Raw genomic sequence first — 18,708 nt, forward strand, 5'->3', positions numbered from 1 at the left:
GATGCTACGATGTTTGAAAAGATTTTAATTGCCAACCGTGGTGAAATTGCCTGCCGTGTGATTCGTACAGCAAAAAAACTCGGTATTGCCACCGTTGCCGTATACTCCGATGCCGATGCACAGGCACAGCATGTCAAACTGGCGGATGAAGCGATCTATATTGGTGAATCGCCAGCAGCACAAAGCTATTTACAGATCGAACGTATTATTCAGGCGGCCAAAAACACCGGTGCGCAAGCAATTCACCCAGGTTATGGCTTTTTGTCGGAAAATGACCAGTTTGCCCTGGCCTGTCAGGACAATAATATTGTCTTTATTGGCCCGCCTGTCGATGCCATTTTGGCGATGGGTCTCAAAGCCACCTCTAAAGCGCTGATGGAAAAAGCTGGTGTGCCTTTAACCCCGGGCTATCACGGTAGCAATCAGGATGCCGACTTCCTGAAACAGCAGGCTGACAGCATCGGCTATCCGGTGCTAATCAAAGCCAGTGCTGGCGGTGGCGGTAAAGGCATGCGTCTGGTCGAGCGCAGTGAAGATTTTCTGAGTTCGCTGGCTTCATGTAAAAGCGAAGCGCGTTCCAGTTTTGGCAATGAAGATGTGCTAATTGAACGCTATGTGATTCAGCCACGTCATATTGAAGTACAGGTTTTTGGCGATACCCACGGCAATTATGTGCATTTATTTGAACGTGATTGCTCGGTACAACGTCGTCATCAAAAAGTCCTTGAAGAAGCGCCTGCACCAAAAATGCCAGAAGACAAACTTGAAGCGATGCGCCAGGCCGCGATTGATGCCGCACGTGCGGTCGATTATGTCGGTGCCGGTACGGTAGAGTTTATCGTCGAGCAAGATGGTACTGCCTATTTCATGGAAATGAATACCCGTTTGCAGGTTGAGCACCCGGTCACTGAAATGATTACAGGTCAGGATCTGGTGGAATGGCAACTGCGCGTAGCTTTTGGTGAGCCTTTACCCAAACAGCAGCATGAATTACAGATCCACGGGCATGCACTGGAAGCACGTGTCTATGCCGAAGAACCAGAGAAAGGCTTTATTCCTGCGATTGGCCAGATCAGCTATTTACACTATCCAGAGCAAAATGACTGTGTACGTGTGGATAGTGGCATTGTCGAAGGTGATGAAATCAGCACCTATTATGATCCGATGATTGCCAAACTGATTGTCTGGGGCAAAAACCGCGAAGCTGCTTTAACGCAAATGCATCATGCCCTGGGCCATTTCCATGTGGATGGTTTGGGCAATAATATTGCATTCCTCGACCGTTTGGTGCTGTGTGATTCGTTTAAAAATGCCCATCTGGATACCGGCCTGATTCAACGTGAAGAAGAGTTCTTATTAAAACCTTCGACTGAGATCAATGCTGAACTGATCGTTAGTGCTGCATTCATCGAATTATTATCACGCCAAGCTCAAAACCCGGTTGCGAATAACTCAGTCTGGCAACAACACGCTTTCTGGCGCCTGAATCAGCAAAATGCATATACAGTGCAATTACAACGCAATGGCATTATGCTTAAAGTTCAGTTCAGTACGCAAGAGCAAGGTTTTATCGCCACTTATAATGGTCAGCAGATTCAGCTACAAGGTCAGTTGATTGATGCACATACTTTAGCTTTGCAACTGGCAGGCAAACAGCAAAAACTGGCCTTTAGCCAGACTGAACATGGCATTACCCTGTTCCAGAATGGTCAGACACATAAATTCGAGTCTATCCAGCCGGATTATGATCAGCATGATGATCAAGGGACAGAAAACAACCTCACTGCACCAATGCCAGGTGTGATCACGCAAGTACTGGTCGCTGCCAATGACAAGGTCAAAAAAGACGATGTCTTGATGACGCTGGAAGCGATGAAAATTGAATACTCGATTCGTGCACCACATGACGGCATCATCGCCAGTTCATATTTCCAGAAAGGTGATCAGGTCAAAGCCGGTGATGAACTGCTTGAGTTCCAGCCACTGACGGAGGATGTTGCATGACCGAATTTGTCAAAATTGTAGAAGTCGGGCCACGCGATGGCCTGCAAAATGAAAAAACGCCATTAACGCTGGATGACCGGAAAAATCTGATTCTGGATCTGATGAAAACCGGTTTACAGGCGATTGAAGTCGGTTCCTGTGTTTCAGCCAAATGGGTGCCACAAATGGCAGACAGCGATCAGCTGTTTGCCGGCTTGCCAAAAGACCCAAATATTCAGTTCAGTTTACTCACGCCAAACCTGAAGGGCTTTGAAGCAGCACTGGCGGTGGGTTGCAAGGAAGTTGCGGTCTTTACCGCAGCGTCCGAAAGTTTTACCCGAAAAAATATCAACTGCTCGATTGATGAAAGCTTTGAAAAGTTTGCCGATGTGATGGCGGCCGCCAAAGCCAATGATATTCGGGTACGCGGTTATGTGTCCTGTATGGTGGACTGCCCTTATGAAGGTGCGATTGATCCGAAACAGGTGGTCAAAGTCACCCAACGTTTGCTGGATATGGGCTGCTATGAAGTGTCGTTGGGTGAAACCATTGGTACAGCCACACCGGATCGGGTGCAAAAAGTCTGGGATGCTTGCCTGGCTCAGATCGATACCAAGGTTTTGGCAGGTCATTTCCATAATACCTATGGCATGGCCATCGCCAATATTTACCAGTCGCTGTTACAAGGCATCCGGGTATTTGATTCATCCATTGCCGGTCTGGGTGGCTGTCCTTATGCCAAGGGTGCTTCAGGCAATGTTTCAACTGAAGACCTGTATTACCTGCTCTCGAATATGGGCTTTGAAACCGGTATTCAACTGGATGCCCTGATGCAGGCCAGCCGTAATATCAGTGAGGTGTTGCAGCGCAATAATCCCTCCAATTATGCCAATGCCTATTGGCAAAAAGCCTGTGCCTAACAATAGCAATACCCGGACACGATACAAGTCCTCAAGGATATACATCAGTAGTTTCCTGACCAAAAAGGAATCTGCAAGACAAGAATAAATCGAGGTAAAAAATGTCAAATAAAGTTTATGACAGTGCAGAGGCCGCTTTAGACGGCGTGGTTCAGAATGGACATACACTGGCAGTCGGAGGTTTTGGTTTATGCGGTATTCCGGAAGCATTGATTGCCGCATTGAAACAGACCGGTGCCAAAAATCTGACCTGTATTTCCAACAATGCCGGAGTCGATGGTTTTGGTTTGGGCGTTTTACTGGAAACCAAACAGATTCAAAAAATGATTTCATCTTATGTTGGTGAGAATAAAGAATTCGAACGTCAATACCTGAGTGGCGAACTGGAAGTCGAACTGACCCCACAAGGCACCTTGGCGGAGAAATTACGTGCTGGCGGTGCCGGTATTCCGGCTTTTTATACCGCCACCGGTGTCGGAACCGTGATTGCTGAAGGCAAGGATGTACGTGAGTTTAATGGCAAGTCTTATATTCTGGAAGAATCCTTGACTGCCGATATCGCCTTGGTCAAAGCCTATAAGGCCGATAAAGCAGGTAATCTGATTTTCCGTAAAACTGCACAAAACTTTAATCCGGTCTGCGCTATGGCTGGCAAAATCACCGTGGCTGAAGTAGAAGAAATTGTCGAGATTGGTGCGCTGGATCCCGATGACATTCATCTGCCCGGTATTTATGTGAATCGAATTGTCTTAAATACCCAACCGGAAAAACGTATTGAACAGATGACCTTAAAGGCGGAGGCTTGATCATGGCTTGGACACGTAATCAAATGGCGCAGCGCGCTGCACAAGAGCTGGAAGATGGTTTCTACGTTAACCTGGGGATTGGTTTACCAACGCTGGTTGCTAACTACATTCCAGAAAATATCAACGTCTGGCTGCAATCGGAAAATGGCTTGCTCGGTATTGGCGAATTTCCAACGGCTGAAACCGTCGATGCCGACCTGATTAATGCTGGTAAACAGACCGTGACTGCCCGTAAGGGCGCTTCTTTCTTTTCCAGTGCCGATTCCTTTGCCATGATCCGTGGCGGTCATGTCAATATCGCCATTTTAGGTGCCATGGAAGTGTCCGAAACTGGCGATCTGGCCAACTGGATGATTCCGGGCAAAAAAGTCAAAGGTATGGGCGGTGCCATGGATCTGGTCGCAGGGGTACAAAAAGTCGTGGTGTTGATGGAACACTGCGCCAAAGATGGCACGCCTAAAATTGTTGCGCAATGCAGTCTGCCCCTTACCGGACAGGCTGTGGTCAACCGGATCATTACCGATTTAGGTGTGCTGGATGTCACTCCAGATGGTATTCAACTTGTTGAGCTGGCACCAGAGGTCAGTTTTGAGGAGATTCAGAAAGTCACGGGTGTGGCTTTACAAAAAATAGCAGCTTGATTTTCCCGGCCCTTAAAATGAAAAATTTTAAGGGTTTCTTTTCGACCAAAGAAAACTCTAATTTTAAAAATGAATGCAGAATAAATGAATTTTAATCATGCAAACAGAACAAAATATCTTACAACGCTTCGCCCTGCGCGTCAGTGACTGGTCAGAAAAATGGTTTCCCGATTCTTATATTTTTGCCCTGCTCGGTGTCATCATTGTCGCAATTGCCGCTATCGGAATTGGCGCGCCGGCACAGGACGTTGCCATTTCCTTTGGTGACGGGTTCTGGAGCCTGATTCCCTTTACCTTGCAGATGTGCATGCTGATCGTGGTCGGTTATGTGGTTTCGGTTTCAAAACCAATGCAGCTTCTGATCCGAAAAATGGCATGTCTGCCCCATTCAGGGCGTGGTGCGATTGTATTGGTCGCGACAGTCAGCCTGCTCATTTCCCTGATTAACTGGGCCATGAGCACAGTTCTAACTGCATTACTCGTGATTGCACTGGCACAACGTAAAGAACTTAATATGGATTACCGCGCTGCAGCCGCAGCAGCGATTATCGGGATGGGAGCCACCTGGGCACTCGGCATCAGTTCCTCTGCTGCACAATTACAGGCCAATAAAAGCAGCCTGCCTGAACCGATTTACAATCTGACCGGTGTCATTCCATTTACCGAAACGATTTTCCTGCCGCAATCCATGATCATGACGGCGGTTCTAATTATTGCCTCGATTGCCATTGCCTACTGGTCAGCGCCGAAAGGCAGTCATATTAAAACCATTGAACATTTTCCGGTTCAGATTGAAGAAGGAAAACCGGAAGAATCTTCATCAAAACGTCCGGGCGACTGGCTGGAAAACTCACCTATTTTAAGTATTCTGATTGTGGTGCTAGGTGCTGTATGGATGTTTAACGAATTTTCCGAAAGCAATCCTATTCTGGCCATCTCCAGTTTAAATACCTATAACTTTATCTTCCTGATTTTGGGTGTCGCACTACATGGCACACCACGGAATTTTCTCAATGCCGTTTCCAAGGCTGTGCCAGCAATTTCAGGTGTGCTGATCCAGTTTCCTTTATATGGCAGCATTGCCTTTATGATGACCAATGCGCTGAATTCTGCGGATCTGTCCCTATCACACTATATTGCCGAATTTTTCGTTTCGATTGCTTCACAGGAAACCTTTGCTATCGTGATGGGTCTCTATTCGGCAATCCTGGGTTTCTTCATTCCTTCCGGTGGAGGTAAATGGATTATTGAAGCCCCTTATGTAATGCAGGCTGCGCATGATCTGAAAGTGCATCTGGGCTGGTCAGTGCAGATTTATAATGCTGCCGAAGCCTTGCCTAATCTGATCAATCCTTTCTTTATGTTGCCGATGCTGGGCATCCTGAAGTTAAAGGCCAAAGATGTGATCGGTTTTACCGTGACCCAACTGGTTTTTCATATCCCGCTGGTGCTGTTTTTACTCTGGTTCCTCGGCCGAACTTTGACCTATAGTCCACCGGTCTTTTCTTAATTTAAGCCATATAAAAAGGACGAATCATTCGTCCTTTTTCATCTGGAAAATTATTTCAGCTGGCTTTCTTTTCTACAACACCCTCGCTATCCACTGCACGTATAGTACCTGTTTCAGTATTAACCACTTCAAAAGCTACGCGGCGGTTCTGAAACTGTCCGGCAGGTGTCGCATTCGGTTCAACAGGCTGGCCCTCTCCCACGCCTACAGCTTGCAATTGCGCAGGATCAACCCCCTTTTCAATCAGATAACCCACAATTGCTTGCGCGCGTTGCACAGACAGCACTTTATTCTCGGCCTCACTTCCTTGCGCATCGGTATGTCCTTTGACCTTGAGAATAACATGCGGTGCGCGCTGCAATAATGCGGCAGCCTGATCCAGTACCGATTTATTCACTTCCGGCACGGTAGTCGATGCAGTATCAAAATTAATAATCTGCAAATTCAGTGCGGTCGCAACATCTAAGGCCTGAACATGATCAGTTTTGATACTCGCCAATGCTTGTTCTGCCTCGCTATTGGCAGCCTGAATCGCCTCACTCCTATTGACCGGCTGTTGAGTCACAACAGTGACATTTTTGGCCAGATTACGAATTTGTGTTGCCAGACGTTCTGCTTCTGCATTACTCGCTGCACGTATAGCAACCTGATTACCAATCCAGTCTAGTGAGACATTTGGCATGCCTTGAATCAGTTTCAAAACGGAAGGAATGCTATCCTGATCAATAAATTCCGAATGATAAACCTCACTGCTGAGCGCCCCACAACCAATATTATAATTAAAGATCTGTTTAATCTCGGTTTGCAAAATTTGCATATATTGGGGATTATTCAGCTGTAACTGACAACTGATAATTTCACCATTAGTGCCGGTACTCAACTGTAAAGAAGCCGGTTGGGCTGCGGCAATTTCACGGGTCGTTTGGGTGTTTGCCGAATCCTCAGCATCATCCTGCATACAGCTACGAACAAAAAACAGGATTAAAGCTGCCAGAATCAGAAAAATAATAAACGGCCATAAAAAACCGCTTTTTTTCTGTTGCTGTACCACAACAGTATATTCTGGTTCTAGTTCAGGCGCCTGATTCAAATGCTGCCCTGCCAATGGAGAAACACCTAATGCCGCTAAAATTGATCCGGCCCAAACAGGTAATGCACGCTGGATCGATTCGGCGTGGGTTTCCAGCAAATGACTAATCGCTTCTGGACTTGAAGCACCGGCTTCGGTCTGTAAAAAATTGAGGGTCGGTACAATGGCCCGATTCAGGGTTTGCTCTATTTGATCTTGTGGTGCGCTCTGATCAAGTTGATCCAGAAACTGCTGCTTGAGTGCCGAATTTCCATTAAACAGTTCATGGATTTTTGGATTGAGTTGCTGGCTTAAACTTTCAATCCATGCAGGACGTGCACGCAATATACTTAAGAATATGGGATAGAACTGACTCAGTGCCTGATCTTTGGCAAATAGATGTTCGGTTTCACCTTGTAGCACAATCGCTGTAACATCGCTTTTTAAGCGTTCCATCAGATCTACATTCATATTGTCACCATTCTTTTGATTTTTCTAATGTTTAATATTCAATCAGTGTAACGATGCCAGTTTTTTGAAAATGTAAATAATTGTATGAATATCATAAAGTTTCACTGTTTTTGTTGAGTACTCATTTTACTGACACAGAATTCAAAAACAAAAAAAGCCAGCCGAAGCTGACTTTTATAAAAGCTGGATCTATTAAGCGAGGAACGTTTTTAAAACTTTAGCTCGCACTTTTTGATTGATCAGCGGTGTATTTTTACCTTGCGACACGATGCTTTCTTTGTTCAGCGTCCATTCTAGCTCTGGATCTACCAGCACCCAACCCGCCTCGTCTGCCCAGCGATCTGCCATTTGTGCAACACGTGCCGGAGCCAAAGTCACTTTTTCTACCCATTCCAGTGGTGTAAACAAACCTTCATTGACCAGTTGAATCCCAAAAGGTACATAAGTATCAAAAGCGCTAAAGCCAGGCTGGGTTTCAGCAAATGGTGCCATTTTCGCAGAGCTGCTCAGCGGTTCATGATGGGTACAAATCGCATCAATCACCCCAGATTTTACTCCTTGGCGTAGCAATTCTTTGTCTTGTTCAGCACGCAGTGGCGGACGTACATGTGCCAGCGAATTAAAACCGTCAATTAAGGCATCGGTCAGATGTAATTGGTGCATGGCCACATCACAGGTGACAGGCAAGCCTTTTTCTTTGGCAATCCGGATTAGCTCTACTGACGCACCACAAGATAATAAACCGAAATGCGCACGAACTTTGGTCACTTCAATCATTAACAGGTATTTGGCAATTGCCACGGTTTCAGCAAGTGCTGGAATCATCGGCAAGCCTTGACGCGAGGCAATAAAGCCTTCATGTACACAGCCATCTTTGGCAATTTGCGGCTCTTCTGCATAGAACACCACAGTCAGATCTAAACCTGCAGCATATTCCAGGGTACGTAGTACCACGTCATCATTGACAAAAGGCGCACTGGCATTGGACACCGCAGTACATCCGCCTTTTTTCAAACCGGCCATATTGGCAGGTTGCTGGCCTTGCAAGCCTTGGGTTTGAGCACCAATCACTTCAAGATAAATACCACCGTCCAGCATGGCTTTCTCAACCAGACCATGAATCAGTGCGCCATTGTCCTGCACGATCGGCTTTGAATCTGGTGGTGTAAACACGTGCAAAATCCCATTTTCACGTGCTGCTTTACCTTCAGATTTTAAGGTGCCATGTTGTTGCTGACCCGGTTCCCGTAAACGTGCACACAGATCGACCATGGTGGGCATCAACCATTTGCCCTGACCATCAATCGTTTCAGAAACAGCAGCCGTTTCCGCAACGAACTTACCATTTTCCAGATACACGGTCTGAACAGAATCAGTGTTTTGGATCGGATCGAGCACACGAACATTTTCAATTTTTACAATAGTCATGACTTATTCCTTAACCCGCAATCGCTGCAATCAAACCCTGTTCCTGAAGCTGGCCTTGCATTGACAAAGCCAACACCGCCATACGTACCGCAATACCATTGGTCACCTGATTCAGAATCACCGACTGCGGTCCATCGGCAATACTGGAGTCAATCTCCACCCCACGGTTCATTGGACCCGGATGCATCACGATACAATCCGGTTTTGCCATCGCTAAACGTTCTTTGTTCAGGCCATACATCTTGTAGAATTCAGCTTGCGATGCCAGTGCCGGAGAATCAATCCGCTCATTTTGAATACGCAGGGTAATGATCACGTCGCAATCTTTGATGCCATCTTCCATGTTGTTAAATAGACGAATACCATCACCATATTCTTCAAAACCGTATGGCAGCAAGGTATTTGGTGCAATCACCCGAATATCTTCGCAGCCTAAGGTTTGCAAAGCCGCTACATCTGAACGCGCGACACGTGAATGTTTGATATCACCAATAATGGCAATCGACATCTCTTCAAATTTTTTATGGGTTTCCCGGCGAATGGTGAGCATGTCCAGCATCGCCTGGGTTGGATGGGCATGACGGCCATCACCGGCATTAATAATCGCCACCGTCGGACAGACATCTTTGGCAATAAAATGCGCCGCACCTGAAGATGAATGACGCACCACGAAAATATCGGCGGCCATCGCTTCAAGGTTCCATAAGGTGTCACGCAGGGTTTCACCTTTAGAGGTACTCGAACGGGCAATATCGATATTCAGAACGTTGGCAGAAAGGCGCTTGGCAGCGGCTTCAAAAGTAGTGCGGGTACGGGTAGAGTTCTCGAAAAACAGGTTCATCACCGTTTTGCCTTCCAGCAAATTATTGGTAATGAGCTGATTTTGGTCATTAAAAAAGGACTGCGCAGTGTCCAATATTTTTGTCAGGGTTTCTTTGGAAAGACCTTCGATGGTCAAGAAGTGTTTTAGATTACCTTCTTTATTGAGTTGAATCTGGCTCGGTGTATGCAATGCCGCCAAGTGCATGAGAGATTCCTTATGCGTTAAGTCAACATATTATACAGAGATTGGCCAGTCTGAGTAGTTGGCAATGTGACTACTTGTACAAAAACCACCTCGATAATAAAAATAGAAATTGAAATTCCTATGTATTTTTTCAATAAGATAATTTAACCATTTTCCATCCTGCTGACTTTCAGTACAAAATTATGGGTGCTTCAGTCTGGCACATTCACACCCATCGTTTTATCGCAGCGCACCGATATAATGATGTGCAACCTGTGCACGGTAGATATCGTCCTGATCGGGTTCAACCGAGACCAATACCTCCTGCTGTGGCAGATGTGCAGATTTTTCAAACTGTTGCTGCCGAACCACAGGCAGATCCCAAACCTGTTTTAAGCGCTCGATTAAACGCTGCAACTCTGGATCTTGGGTCTGTTCTACCAGTTCAATCACATGCCGTGCATAGTCCAGATTTTCTGCCAGATAAAGCGCATCCACGACCCGGCCTGACACACGTCTCAAACGTGTATAAATTAAAGTGGCCACTGAAAAAGCGTCATGGTTGCGTAACTGATTCTCTAACATTTTAACCCCCATTATAAAATTGAAAAATCAGAATCAGGCAGCCATCGCTCTCCTCCGACTGACTGCCTGATTTGCTGTGTATAGAGCAAAATGCGTACCAGTTCATCAATTTATCATGTGAATATTATTTTTCACGCGTACACGGCAAGGCCTTTCAGAGAATTTAAAAAGCTTTCAATATAAAAATACGGTAAACTTGGCGCAGTTTTTTATTTATCTTTTTTGGTCTCTCTATTATATGAATACCTCTCCACGTTTAAGCAATTATTGGGTCACCTGTGCCGATGGTCTGGAAACCTTATTAGAAGAAGAACTACAAGGCTTAGGTGTTCAGAATATTGAGCGTTTTCCCGGTCGTTTAATCTTTAAAGGCAGTCTGGAAAATGCTTATCGGATTTGTATGTGGTCACGTCTGGCTTCACGTGTGCTCATGCCAATTCATACCCATGAAATTGAATTTTCTCACGATGCCCGTGATGTGGCAGAAGAGCTATATGAAGGTGCAATCAGCTTTGACTGGTCGCTCATTTTTGCACCACAAAGTACCTTTGCGATTCGCTTGCATGTCGAGCGTGACATCAAGGTCAATACCCAGTTCGCAACTTTGCGTGCCAAAGATGGTGTCGTAGATTCCTTCATGGAAGCTGTGGGTAAACGCCCAAGTATCGATACCAAACAGCCAGAAATTACCATGTATATTCTGGCTGGGAAGAAAGAACATACCTATTGTCTGGACTTGTCCGGCGACTCATTACATAAACGTGGTTATCGCCACTTTATGACCGATGCACCAATCAAGGAAAATCTGGCTGCTGCAATTTTGCAAAAAGGTCAGCTTAAACAGATTAATCCGGACATCATTGTCGATCCAATGTGTGGTTCAGGTACCTTTATCATTGAATCACTGATGATCCTGACCGACCGTGCGCCGGGTCTGGTGCGTCGTTTCGGTTTTAATGGCTGGAATGGCCATGACCATGAACTCTGGATGGGCATTAAAGCTGAAGCAGCTGAACGCCACCAAGCGGCAATGGAAAATCCATTACCGCAATTCTATGCCTTCGATGCAGACTGGGAAGCTGTAAAAGCGACACGTCAAAATATCATCGCGGCAGGTTTTGAAGCTGCTCTCGACAATATCATGATCGAAGAGCGTACTTTAAATGACTGGCCGGATTTTCAGGCTGAAGGCAAGAAAGTCTTCTTCGTAACCAACCCGCCTTATGGTGAGCGTCTCGGTGATAAAGCGCAGAACCGTTCTTTATATCTTGGTTTATCGGCTTTACTGCAAAAGAATTTCCCGAATCAAAAAGCGGCGGTGATTGCCTCTCAAGTCGAACAGGCTGACGTGCTGGCCTTTAATGATCCGCAAATCCTGCGTTTGATGAATGGTAAATTGCCGATCTATATCCGCTTTGGTACGGTTAAACCTGCGGCTGTGGTGCGTCCGTTTCTGGAAGGTTGGCAGCCGCAACAATTCGAACCAATCGAAGGTGCGATGGAGTTTGCCAACCGTCTGACCAAAAATATGCAAGCCCTGAAAAAATGGGCAGTCAAAGAAGGCGTACACTGTTTACGTCTGTATGATGCCGATTTACCAGACTTTAATGTCGCGGTGGATCTGTATGGTGAGCGCCTGCATGTGCAAGAATATGCTCCACCTAAAACGATTGACCCTGAAAAAGCCAAGAAACGCTTTAACCTGGCACTGCAAGCCATTCGCGCTGTGACCGGTCTGGGCCGTGATGCGATCTTTATCAAGACCCGCGCACGTCAGGAAGGTAAAAACCAGTACACCAAACAAAGTACCGCATCGAAGCGTTTTATCGTACAGGAAGGTAAGGCCAAGATTCTGGTTAACCTGACCGATTATCTGGATACCGGTCTGTTCCTGGATCATCGTCAAATGCGTTTGCGTATTGCCCGTGAGGCCAAAGGCAAACACTTCCTGAACCTCTACAGCTACACCTCTACGGCGAGCCTACATGCTGCCTTGGGTGGTGCTGCAAGTACCACCAGTGTCGATCTTTCCAATACCTATTTGAACTGGTCGAAGGAAAACTTCGTGCTGAACGGTTTAACCGTGGATCACGCCGATGAACAGCATCAGTTCTTTGCATCTGACTGTTTTGAATGGCTCAAAGAAGGTCATGAGCAATATGAGCTGATCTTTATTGATCCACCCACTTTCTCAAACTCGAAAAAATTCTACGGGACGTTTGACGTACAGCGCGACCATCTATCCTTGCTGAAACGCGCCATGAACCGTTTAACCAGCGATGGTACCCTGTACTTCTCGAACAACTATCGTGGTTTCGAGATGGATGAAGAAATTCTGGCGTTCTATGATGTTGAAGAAATTACTCAAGAAACCATTGGGCCTGATTTCAAGCGTAACCAGAAGATTCACCGTGCCTGGAAAATCGGCCATCCTAAAGTGTAATCACTGGTATTAGATTGTGATAAAACAAAAGCCTGTTCAGTTGAACAGGCTTTTTCTTCTTAGATTCGCTGTTAAAAAGCGACTTACAACTTATTGTGCAGTTAAGAACTTCTTTTCACCATACAGATAATGCATGGATAGTTTAAACACATCACCATCTCGCTGAATTTGCTGATTAGCTTGCATCGCACTCAGCATTTGCTCCAGCTCTTGATCGGACATATTTTTACCTGCGGCACGCATATAATGATGAGTGAAGGTTTTTACTACCTGTTTATTGAAACTGATATTGGTTTGCACTTCTAACAGATTTGGGAACATTTTTGCCAAGCTTTCCAAGGTGGTTTGATGGCCTGGCATTACTTTTCCGACTAAATCTGCCTGAATACTGCCTGTACCTAACTTTAACTGATTCTGCTTCGATTCAAACTTGAAGCCATCATTAATCACCGCCAGCATGGCTTGTATCGCATCTTTTTCAAAATTTCCTGCTTCCAGACAAGAGTTATTTTGCTTTTGCAGAATATCAAATAATATCTGCATTTTTTGACGCTGTAAGTCTTTGAGCTCCCAATTGAGTTCTAAGTCTTGCATCGCAGGGACATTATTTAAGCCCATTTCGGCAATTTTAAATTTTGATTGAACATCTACTGTACGCTCATGCAGTTGGGTATCCATACGCCAGCTCAGGTCTTTCAGTTGTCCTGAGCCTTCTGCCTTAGCATCCTGGCGCTGCATTTTGACAATATTGAACTCGAAATAACCCGGTTCTAAATACTGCGCATTCAGAGCCTGATTGGTTTTAAAATGCACACCCTTGAGTTGTGTATTTCCAGACTGATCACGAATAGACAATTCTGGCACATCAAAACTCATATTTAAAATTTTATGTTGTCCCTGACTCTGTTTTGCCTGAAACTTGATCTGTATAGGGTCAATTCTGGTATATAAACCTGCTTCTTTTTTTTCGATGACAGGGGTTTGTAATTGTGTGGTCGATACACCCAACCAGTTGACTTGCGTCGTCACTTTTAAAGGTTGCTGAAAAAATTCAGCATATGCGCCCTGTCCTTGTGCTAAATCGAGTTGAGAATGAATGGTATAGCCTTTCCAGGTACGCTGAATTTGGTCTTGACCATTAAATACTAATTTTTCTTTGGCATTACACGCGTCTGGCACAATGCTCATGCTCCACTTGGCCGTGCCTTGTAGAGCCCCCATAGCGTAGTCAGTATATTGCACACTAATGTTCGGCGCTGGTTTTAAATTTTGTTGATAATGCGCTTTCAAGCTCTTATCTGCATATAAATTACCCGTGCTCACAGCCCCCGCCAACACCACGACACCAATTCCACCCCATACTATTTTCGACATAGTTTTTGCTCAGAATTTATCTATTTTTATTGAACATAAATTATAGTTAATCTTAAAAAATAAAGATAATTGTTTTGCAAATAAATCACTTAAACATAATATTCATCACAAAATATTAAAAATAGCTGTCACTTTTAAGCAATTTTTTTACTGATATGACCTGAATTGTCAGCCATCAAAAAACCTAGCCGAAGCTAGGTTTTCTGAAAATTAAAAGGACAGGCAATATTAGCTAAGTTTCATTTTCTCGAAGATTAAATCACCCGCTTCGGCCTGGACCAGAATCGTATCACCCGGCTGGAATTCCCCTGCAAGGATTTTTTGAGCCAGACCATTTTCAATACGTTGCTGGATCGCACGTTTTAACGGACGCGCACCATACAGCGGATCGAAACCGGCATCAATTAACTGATCGAAAGCACTATCATCTACCGACAGACGCATATCACGCTCTGCCAGGCGCTGACGCAAGCGATTCAACTGGATATCGGCAATACCGCGAATCTGGTCTTTTTCCAGCGCATGGAAGACCACCAGTTCATCAATACGGTTAATAAACTCCGGACGGAAATGTTCCGAGACCGCATTCATCACTACTGTACGAACTTCATCACGTGTTGCATTAACGCCCAGTTCACGCATATCCTGCGAACCCAGGTTCGACGTCATAACGATCACGCTGTTTTTAAAGTCCACTACCCGGCCTTGCGAGTCAGTTAAACGACCATCATCCAGCACCTGTAGCAAGATGTTAAACACATCCGGATGCGCTTTTTCGACTTCATCGAACAAGATCACGCTATAGGGTTTACGACGTACCGCTTCCGTCAGCACCCCGCCTTCTTCATAACCCACATAGCCCGGAGGCGCACCGACCAAACGACTGACCGAATGTTTTTCCATGAATTCAGACATATCAATACGAATCATGGCATCGTCACTATCAAACAAGAAGTTTGCTAATGCTTTGGTCAATTCTGTTTTACCCACACCCGTTGGACCCAGGAACAGGAATGAGCCACTTGGACGGTTCGGGTCTGACAGACCTGCACGTGAACGGCGTACCGCATTCGACACCGCAACCACAGCTTCTTCTTGCCCCACCACACGGTTATGCAGGAACTCTTCCATATGCAGCAGTTTGTCACGCTCACCTTGCAACATTTTCGCCACAGGAATACCGGTGGCCGCACTGACCACCTCGGCAATTTCATTGTCGGTGACTTTGTCACGCAGCAGTTTCGGTGCCTCACTTTCTTCAGCTGCTTCAATACGTTCCAGCTGTTTTTGTAACTCTGGAATGACGCCATATTGATACCGTGCTGCTTCAGCCAGATCACCTTCACGTTGCGCCTTGTCCAGTGCAATACGGGCCTGATCCAGTTTGACTTGAATGTCTTTATTACCAGCAACCAAGGCTTTGTCGGCACGCCAGATTTCTTCTAGGTCCTGATACTCTTTTTCAACCGTGGCGATCTGGTCAGACAGATATTGAATCTCAGCTTTGGCACCTGAGTCTTCATCTTTTTTCACCGCTTCCAGCTGCATTTTTAACTGAATCAGACGGCGCTCCAGTTTATCCAAAGCTTCTGGTTTGGAATCGAGTTCCATTTTAATGCGTGATGCTGCTTCATCAATCAGGTCGATGGCTTTATCCGGCAACTGGCGATCGGTGATATAACGATGTGACATTTTCGCTGCAGCAATAATCGCAGAGTCCAGAATCTGTACCCCGTGATGCGTTGCATAGCGGTCTTTCAGACCACGCAGAATCGCAATGGTGTCTTCCACACTCGGTTCATCCACCAAGACTTTCTGGAAACGACGCTCGAGCGCTGCATCTTTTTCAATATACTGACGATATTCATCCAGCGTAGTCGCACCGACACAGCGCAGCTCGCCACGTGCCAGCGCCGGTTTCAGCATGTTACCGGCGTCCATCGCACCATCACCCTTACCGGCACCCACCAAGGTATGCAGCTCATCGATGAATAAGATGATTTCGCCTTCGTGTTTGGCAATATCTTTCAGAACGGCTTTTAAGCGTTCTTCAAACTCACCACGGTATTTGGCACCGGCCAGTAAAGATCCCAGGTCCAGCGATAAAACACGTTTACCTTTCAGTCCTTCAGGTACTTCACCATTAATAATCCGCTGTGCCAGACCTTCGACGATTGCCGTTTTACCCACACCCGGCTCACCAATCAGTACCGGGTTATTTTTGGTGCGGCGTGACAGAACCTGAATGGTACGGCGGATTTCATCATCACGGCCAATCACAGGATCAAGCTTGCCTGCCAAAGCACGTTCAGTTAAATCAATGGTGTACTTATTCAGTGAATCACGCTGATCTTCATGATTATTGCTCATGACTTTTTCATCGCCTCGAAATTGATTAATGATCTGGCCTAAGGTTTCTGCCTTTAGGCCAACACTGTTTAATAAGGTTTTTGTGTTACCTGTTTCTGCCAGCGCCAACAGTACCCAATCTGTAGATAGAAACTCATCTCCGGCTTTTTGCGCGAAGCTGTCTGCCAAATGTAATACTTTTGCCGCTTCAGGGCTGAGATTGATATCCGCGGAGGGATTGCTCAGGGTTGCTACATTACTTAGGGCCGTTTGCAGCTTGGTTTGCAATTCACGCAGATTGGCGCCGGCCTGCTGCAGCAAGCTGACATTGGATGCTTCATCCATCAAGGTGGCCAGAATATGAATCCCATCAATCGAGCTATGGTCTTTAGTCATGGCCAATGATTGTGCATCGGAAAGGGTTTGCTGCAGGCGATTGGTAAATTTCTCAAAACGCATTTTTGTTATTCCTCACAACAAATTTTCTACTTGATGGATATATGGGTGCGATTAATCAGATTTCAAATTATTTTTGTATATTTTTCAAAAACTTATTATCTAAAAATATACAGATTTCAATTATAATATTGGTGTAGTCAAATCATATTTCAAGTAAGCGAAAGAGAATTTTTAATGAGACCCCAAGACTAGCGCTAACTCATCATCTTGATTAAGCTATTTAGTTGTATCGGGATAATTTAAAACAAAATTGGCTTACATATGCTGTCCTAACCCTTCTACCAAATGAAGAACTTCAGAGAGTTTCTGTTCAGTTTGAATCAATACTCGAGGTGATTAATGGCCTTATCACTGATAAAGAAAAATTAGTTCAGCAACTTCCGTATGGCTTTCGCTCATACTTTTGTTTGGGACAAAGTAGTTTCATGATTCATTTTTATAAGAGCATCTTTTATGGATGATGTTTTAATTATGCGGATTTGACGATCCTTTCCCATACTCTTTTTCATTAAAATAAGCGTGTAATCAACAATAAAAAAACACCCTCAATCAAGGGTGCGTCTAAATAACGATAAAAATTATGGAGCCGGATTTGGCTGCTGACAGTGAATCGCTTCAATACCTTTCAGTACGTCTTCAGATAAATCGATTTCAAAGGCCTGAATATTTTCTTTTAACTGATCCAGATTGGTGGCCCCAATAATAGTACTGGTTACAAAGAACTGCTGTTTGATAAAGGCCAAAGCCAATTGCGTCAAAGTCAGACCATGCTGCTCGGCCAGTTGTGCATATTGTTCGGTCGCCCATTCACTTTCCGGATTGCTATAGCGGCTAAAGCGCGAATATAAAGTAACCCGAGCATTGGCAGGACGCGCACCATGACGGAATTTACCGGTCAGATAACCGAATGCCAAAGGTGAATAAGCCAACAGGCCTACACCTTCGTATTTGGCAATTTCTGACATGCCCATTTCATAAGTACGATTCAATAAGCTATAGGGATTTTGCACACTGACAAACTTAGATAAACCAAGTTTTTCAGCCAGATGTAAAAATTTCATGGTGCCCCATGGGGTTTCATTGGACAGGCCGATATAACGAATGCGGCCTTTTTGAATCTCTTGATGTAAAGCGGTTAAGGTTTCTTCCAGATCTGTTACTGCACGATCTTCTGCCGCTTCTGCATTACCATAGCCCAGCTTGCCAAAGAAATTGGTTGGACGTTGCGGCCAGTGCAGCTGATATAAATCGATATAATCGGTTTGCAGACGTGCCAAGGACTGGTCAATCGCTGATGCAATTTCATCTGCAACGAAACGGGTTCTGCCATCCCGGATATGACTGCCGCCTTGTGAAGGACCGGCAATTTTTGAGGCCAGAAAAAGTTGGTCACGGCCACCGCGAGAGGCAATCCAGTTACCAATCATACGCTCGGTTGCACCTTGCGTTTCAGGTTTTGGTGGTACCGGGTACATTTCAGCAGTATCCCAGAAATACAGTCCCTGATCCAAAGCATAATCCAGTTGCTGAAAAGCCTCTTCCTGTGTGTTTTGCTCACCAAATGTCATGGTGCCCAAACAAATTTCCGGCAAAAGAATGCCTGTATCTGCCAATGGTCTGAACTGCATAAAAAAATATCCTTAAAATTTATCGGTCGTTTATTG

At 45.3% G+C, this 18,708-nt stretch carries 13 protein-coding genes; 6 read left to right on the forward strand and 7 right to left on the reverse strand.

Annotated features, from left to right (window positions below; all coding sequences use genetic code 11):
- Positions 1–9 precede the first annotated feature (9 nt).
- The 5 genes from FTU44_RS07685 (at position 10) to FTU44_RS07705 (ending at position 5,860) form a co-directional block, all read left to right on the forward strand.
- The gene (locus FTU44_RS07685; protein WP_005096540.1) at positions 10–2,004 is read left to right on the forward strand and encodes an acetyl/propionyl/methylcrotonyl-CoA carboxylase subunit alpha; all 1,995 of its coding nucleotides are present in this window, start codon (positions 10–12) and stop codon (positions 2,002–2,004) included.
- Entirely contained in the window at positions 2,001–2,903 is a 903-nt protein-coding gene (locus FTU44_RS07690; RefSeq protein WP_100329795.1) for a hydroxymethylglutaryl-CoA lyase, read from the forward strand. The genes FTU44_RS07685 and FTU44_RS07690 overlap by 4 nt, the downstream gene beginning before the upstream one ends.
- A gap of 101 nt (positions 2,904–3,004) precedes the next feature.
- Positions 3,005–3,709: a CoA transferase subunit A gene (locus FTU44_RS07695; protein ID WP_074382978.1), complete on the forward strand. Its 705-nt coding sequence runs from the start codon at positions 3,005–3,007 to the stop codon at positions 3,707–3,709.
- A gap of 2 nt (positions 3,710–3,711) precedes the next feature.
- The gene (locus FTU44_RS07700; RefSeq protein ID WP_005096536.1) at positions 3,712–4,350 is read left to right on the forward strand and encodes a CoA transferase subunit B; all 639 of its coding nucleotides are present in this window, start codon (positions 3,712–3,714) and stop codon (positions 4,348–4,350) included.
- Positions 4,351–4,447: 97 nt separating this feature from the next.
- The gene (locus tag FTU44_RS07705; protein WP_005096535.1) at positions 4,448–5,860 is read left to right on the forward strand and encodes a short-chain fatty acid transporter; all 1,413 of its coding nucleotides are present in this window, start codon (positions 4,448–4,450) and stop codon (positions 5,858–5,860) included.
- Positions 5,861–5,915: 55 nt separating this feature from the next.
- Here FTU44_RS07705 and FTU44_RS07710 read toward each other — a convergent pair whose 3' ends face one another.
- The 4 genes from FTU44_RS07710 to FTU44_RS07725 all read right to left on the reverse strand — a co-directional run bounded on the left by FTU44_RS07710 (position 5,916) and on the right by FTU44_RS07725 (position 10,419).
- Positions 5,916–7,400 carry an OmpA family protein gene (locus tag FTU44_RS07710; protein ID WP_100535529.1) on the reverse strand — a complete coding sequence of 495 codons (1,485 nt, stop codon included), beginning with the start codon at positions 7,398–7,400 and terminating at the stop codon, positions 5,916–5,918.
- Positions 7,401–7,592: 192 nt separating this feature from the next.
- Positions 7,593–8,828, reverse strand: coding sequence for a dihydroorotase (locus FTU44_RS07715; RefSeq protein WP_100355093.1), 1,236 nt, complete (start codon positions 8,826–8,828; stop codon positions 7,593–7,595).
- 10 nt (positions 8,829–8,838) lie between these two features.
- Positions 8,839–9,855, reverse strand: a complete 1,017-nt coding sequence (locus FTU44_RS07720) for an aspartate carbamoyltransferase catalytic subunit (RefSeq protein WP_005171612.1) — start codon at positions 9,853–9,855, stop codon at positions 8,839–8,841.
- Between the two features lie 219 nt (positions 9,856–10,074).
- Positions 10,075–10,419: a hypothetical protein gene (locus FTU44_RS07725; protein ID WP_159137940.1), complete on the reverse strand. Its 345-nt coding sequence runs from the start codon at positions 10,417–10,419 to the stop codon at positions 10,075–10,077.
- Positions 10,420–10,657: 238 nt separating this feature from the next.
- On the opposite strand from FTU44_RS07725, the gene rlmKL reads away from it, so the two are divergent.
- Entirely contained in the window at positions 10,658–12,862 is a 2,205-nt protein-coding gene (rlmKL, locus tag FTU44_RS07730) for a bifunctional 23S rRNA (guanine(2069)-N(7))-methyltransferase RlmK/23S rRNA (guanine(2445)-N(2))-methyltransferase RlmL (protein ID WP_005096529.1), read from the forward strand.
- Between the two features lie 90 nt (positions 12,863–12,952).
- Here rlmKL and FTU44_RS07735 read toward each other — a convergent pair whose 3' ends face one another.
- The 3 genes from FTU44_RS07735 to FTU44_RS07745 form a co-directional block, all read right to left on the reverse strand.
- Complete coding sequence (locus FTU44_RS07735; RefSeq protein ID WP_074382984.1) at positions 12,953–14,236, reverse strand: DUF945 family protein; 1,284 nt, start codon at positions 14,234–14,236, stop codon at positions 12,953–12,955.
- A gap of 228 nt (positions 14,237–14,464) precedes the next feature.
- Positions 14,465–17,044 (reverse strand): ATP-dependent chaperone ClpB, encoded by a 2,580-nt coding sequence (clpB, locus tag FTU44_RS07740; RefSeq protein WP_180050000.1) that lies wholly within the window; start codon positions 17,042–17,044, stop codon positions 14,465–14,467.
- A gap of 578 nt (positions 17,045–17,622) precedes the next feature.
- A complete protein-coding gene (locus tag FTU44_RS07745) occupies positions 17,623–18,672 on the reverse strand; it encodes an NADP(H)-dependent aldo-keto reductase (RefSeq protein ID WP_180050001.1) in 1,050 nt (349 codons plus the stop codon).
- Positions 18,673–18,708: the final 36 nt, after the last annotated feature.

The organism is Acinetobacter sp. YH12105, assembly GCF_013419095.1.
GTDB lineage: Bacteria > Pseudomonadota > Gammaproteobacteria > Pseudomonadales > Moraxellaceae > Acinetobacter > Acinetobacter pseudolwoffii.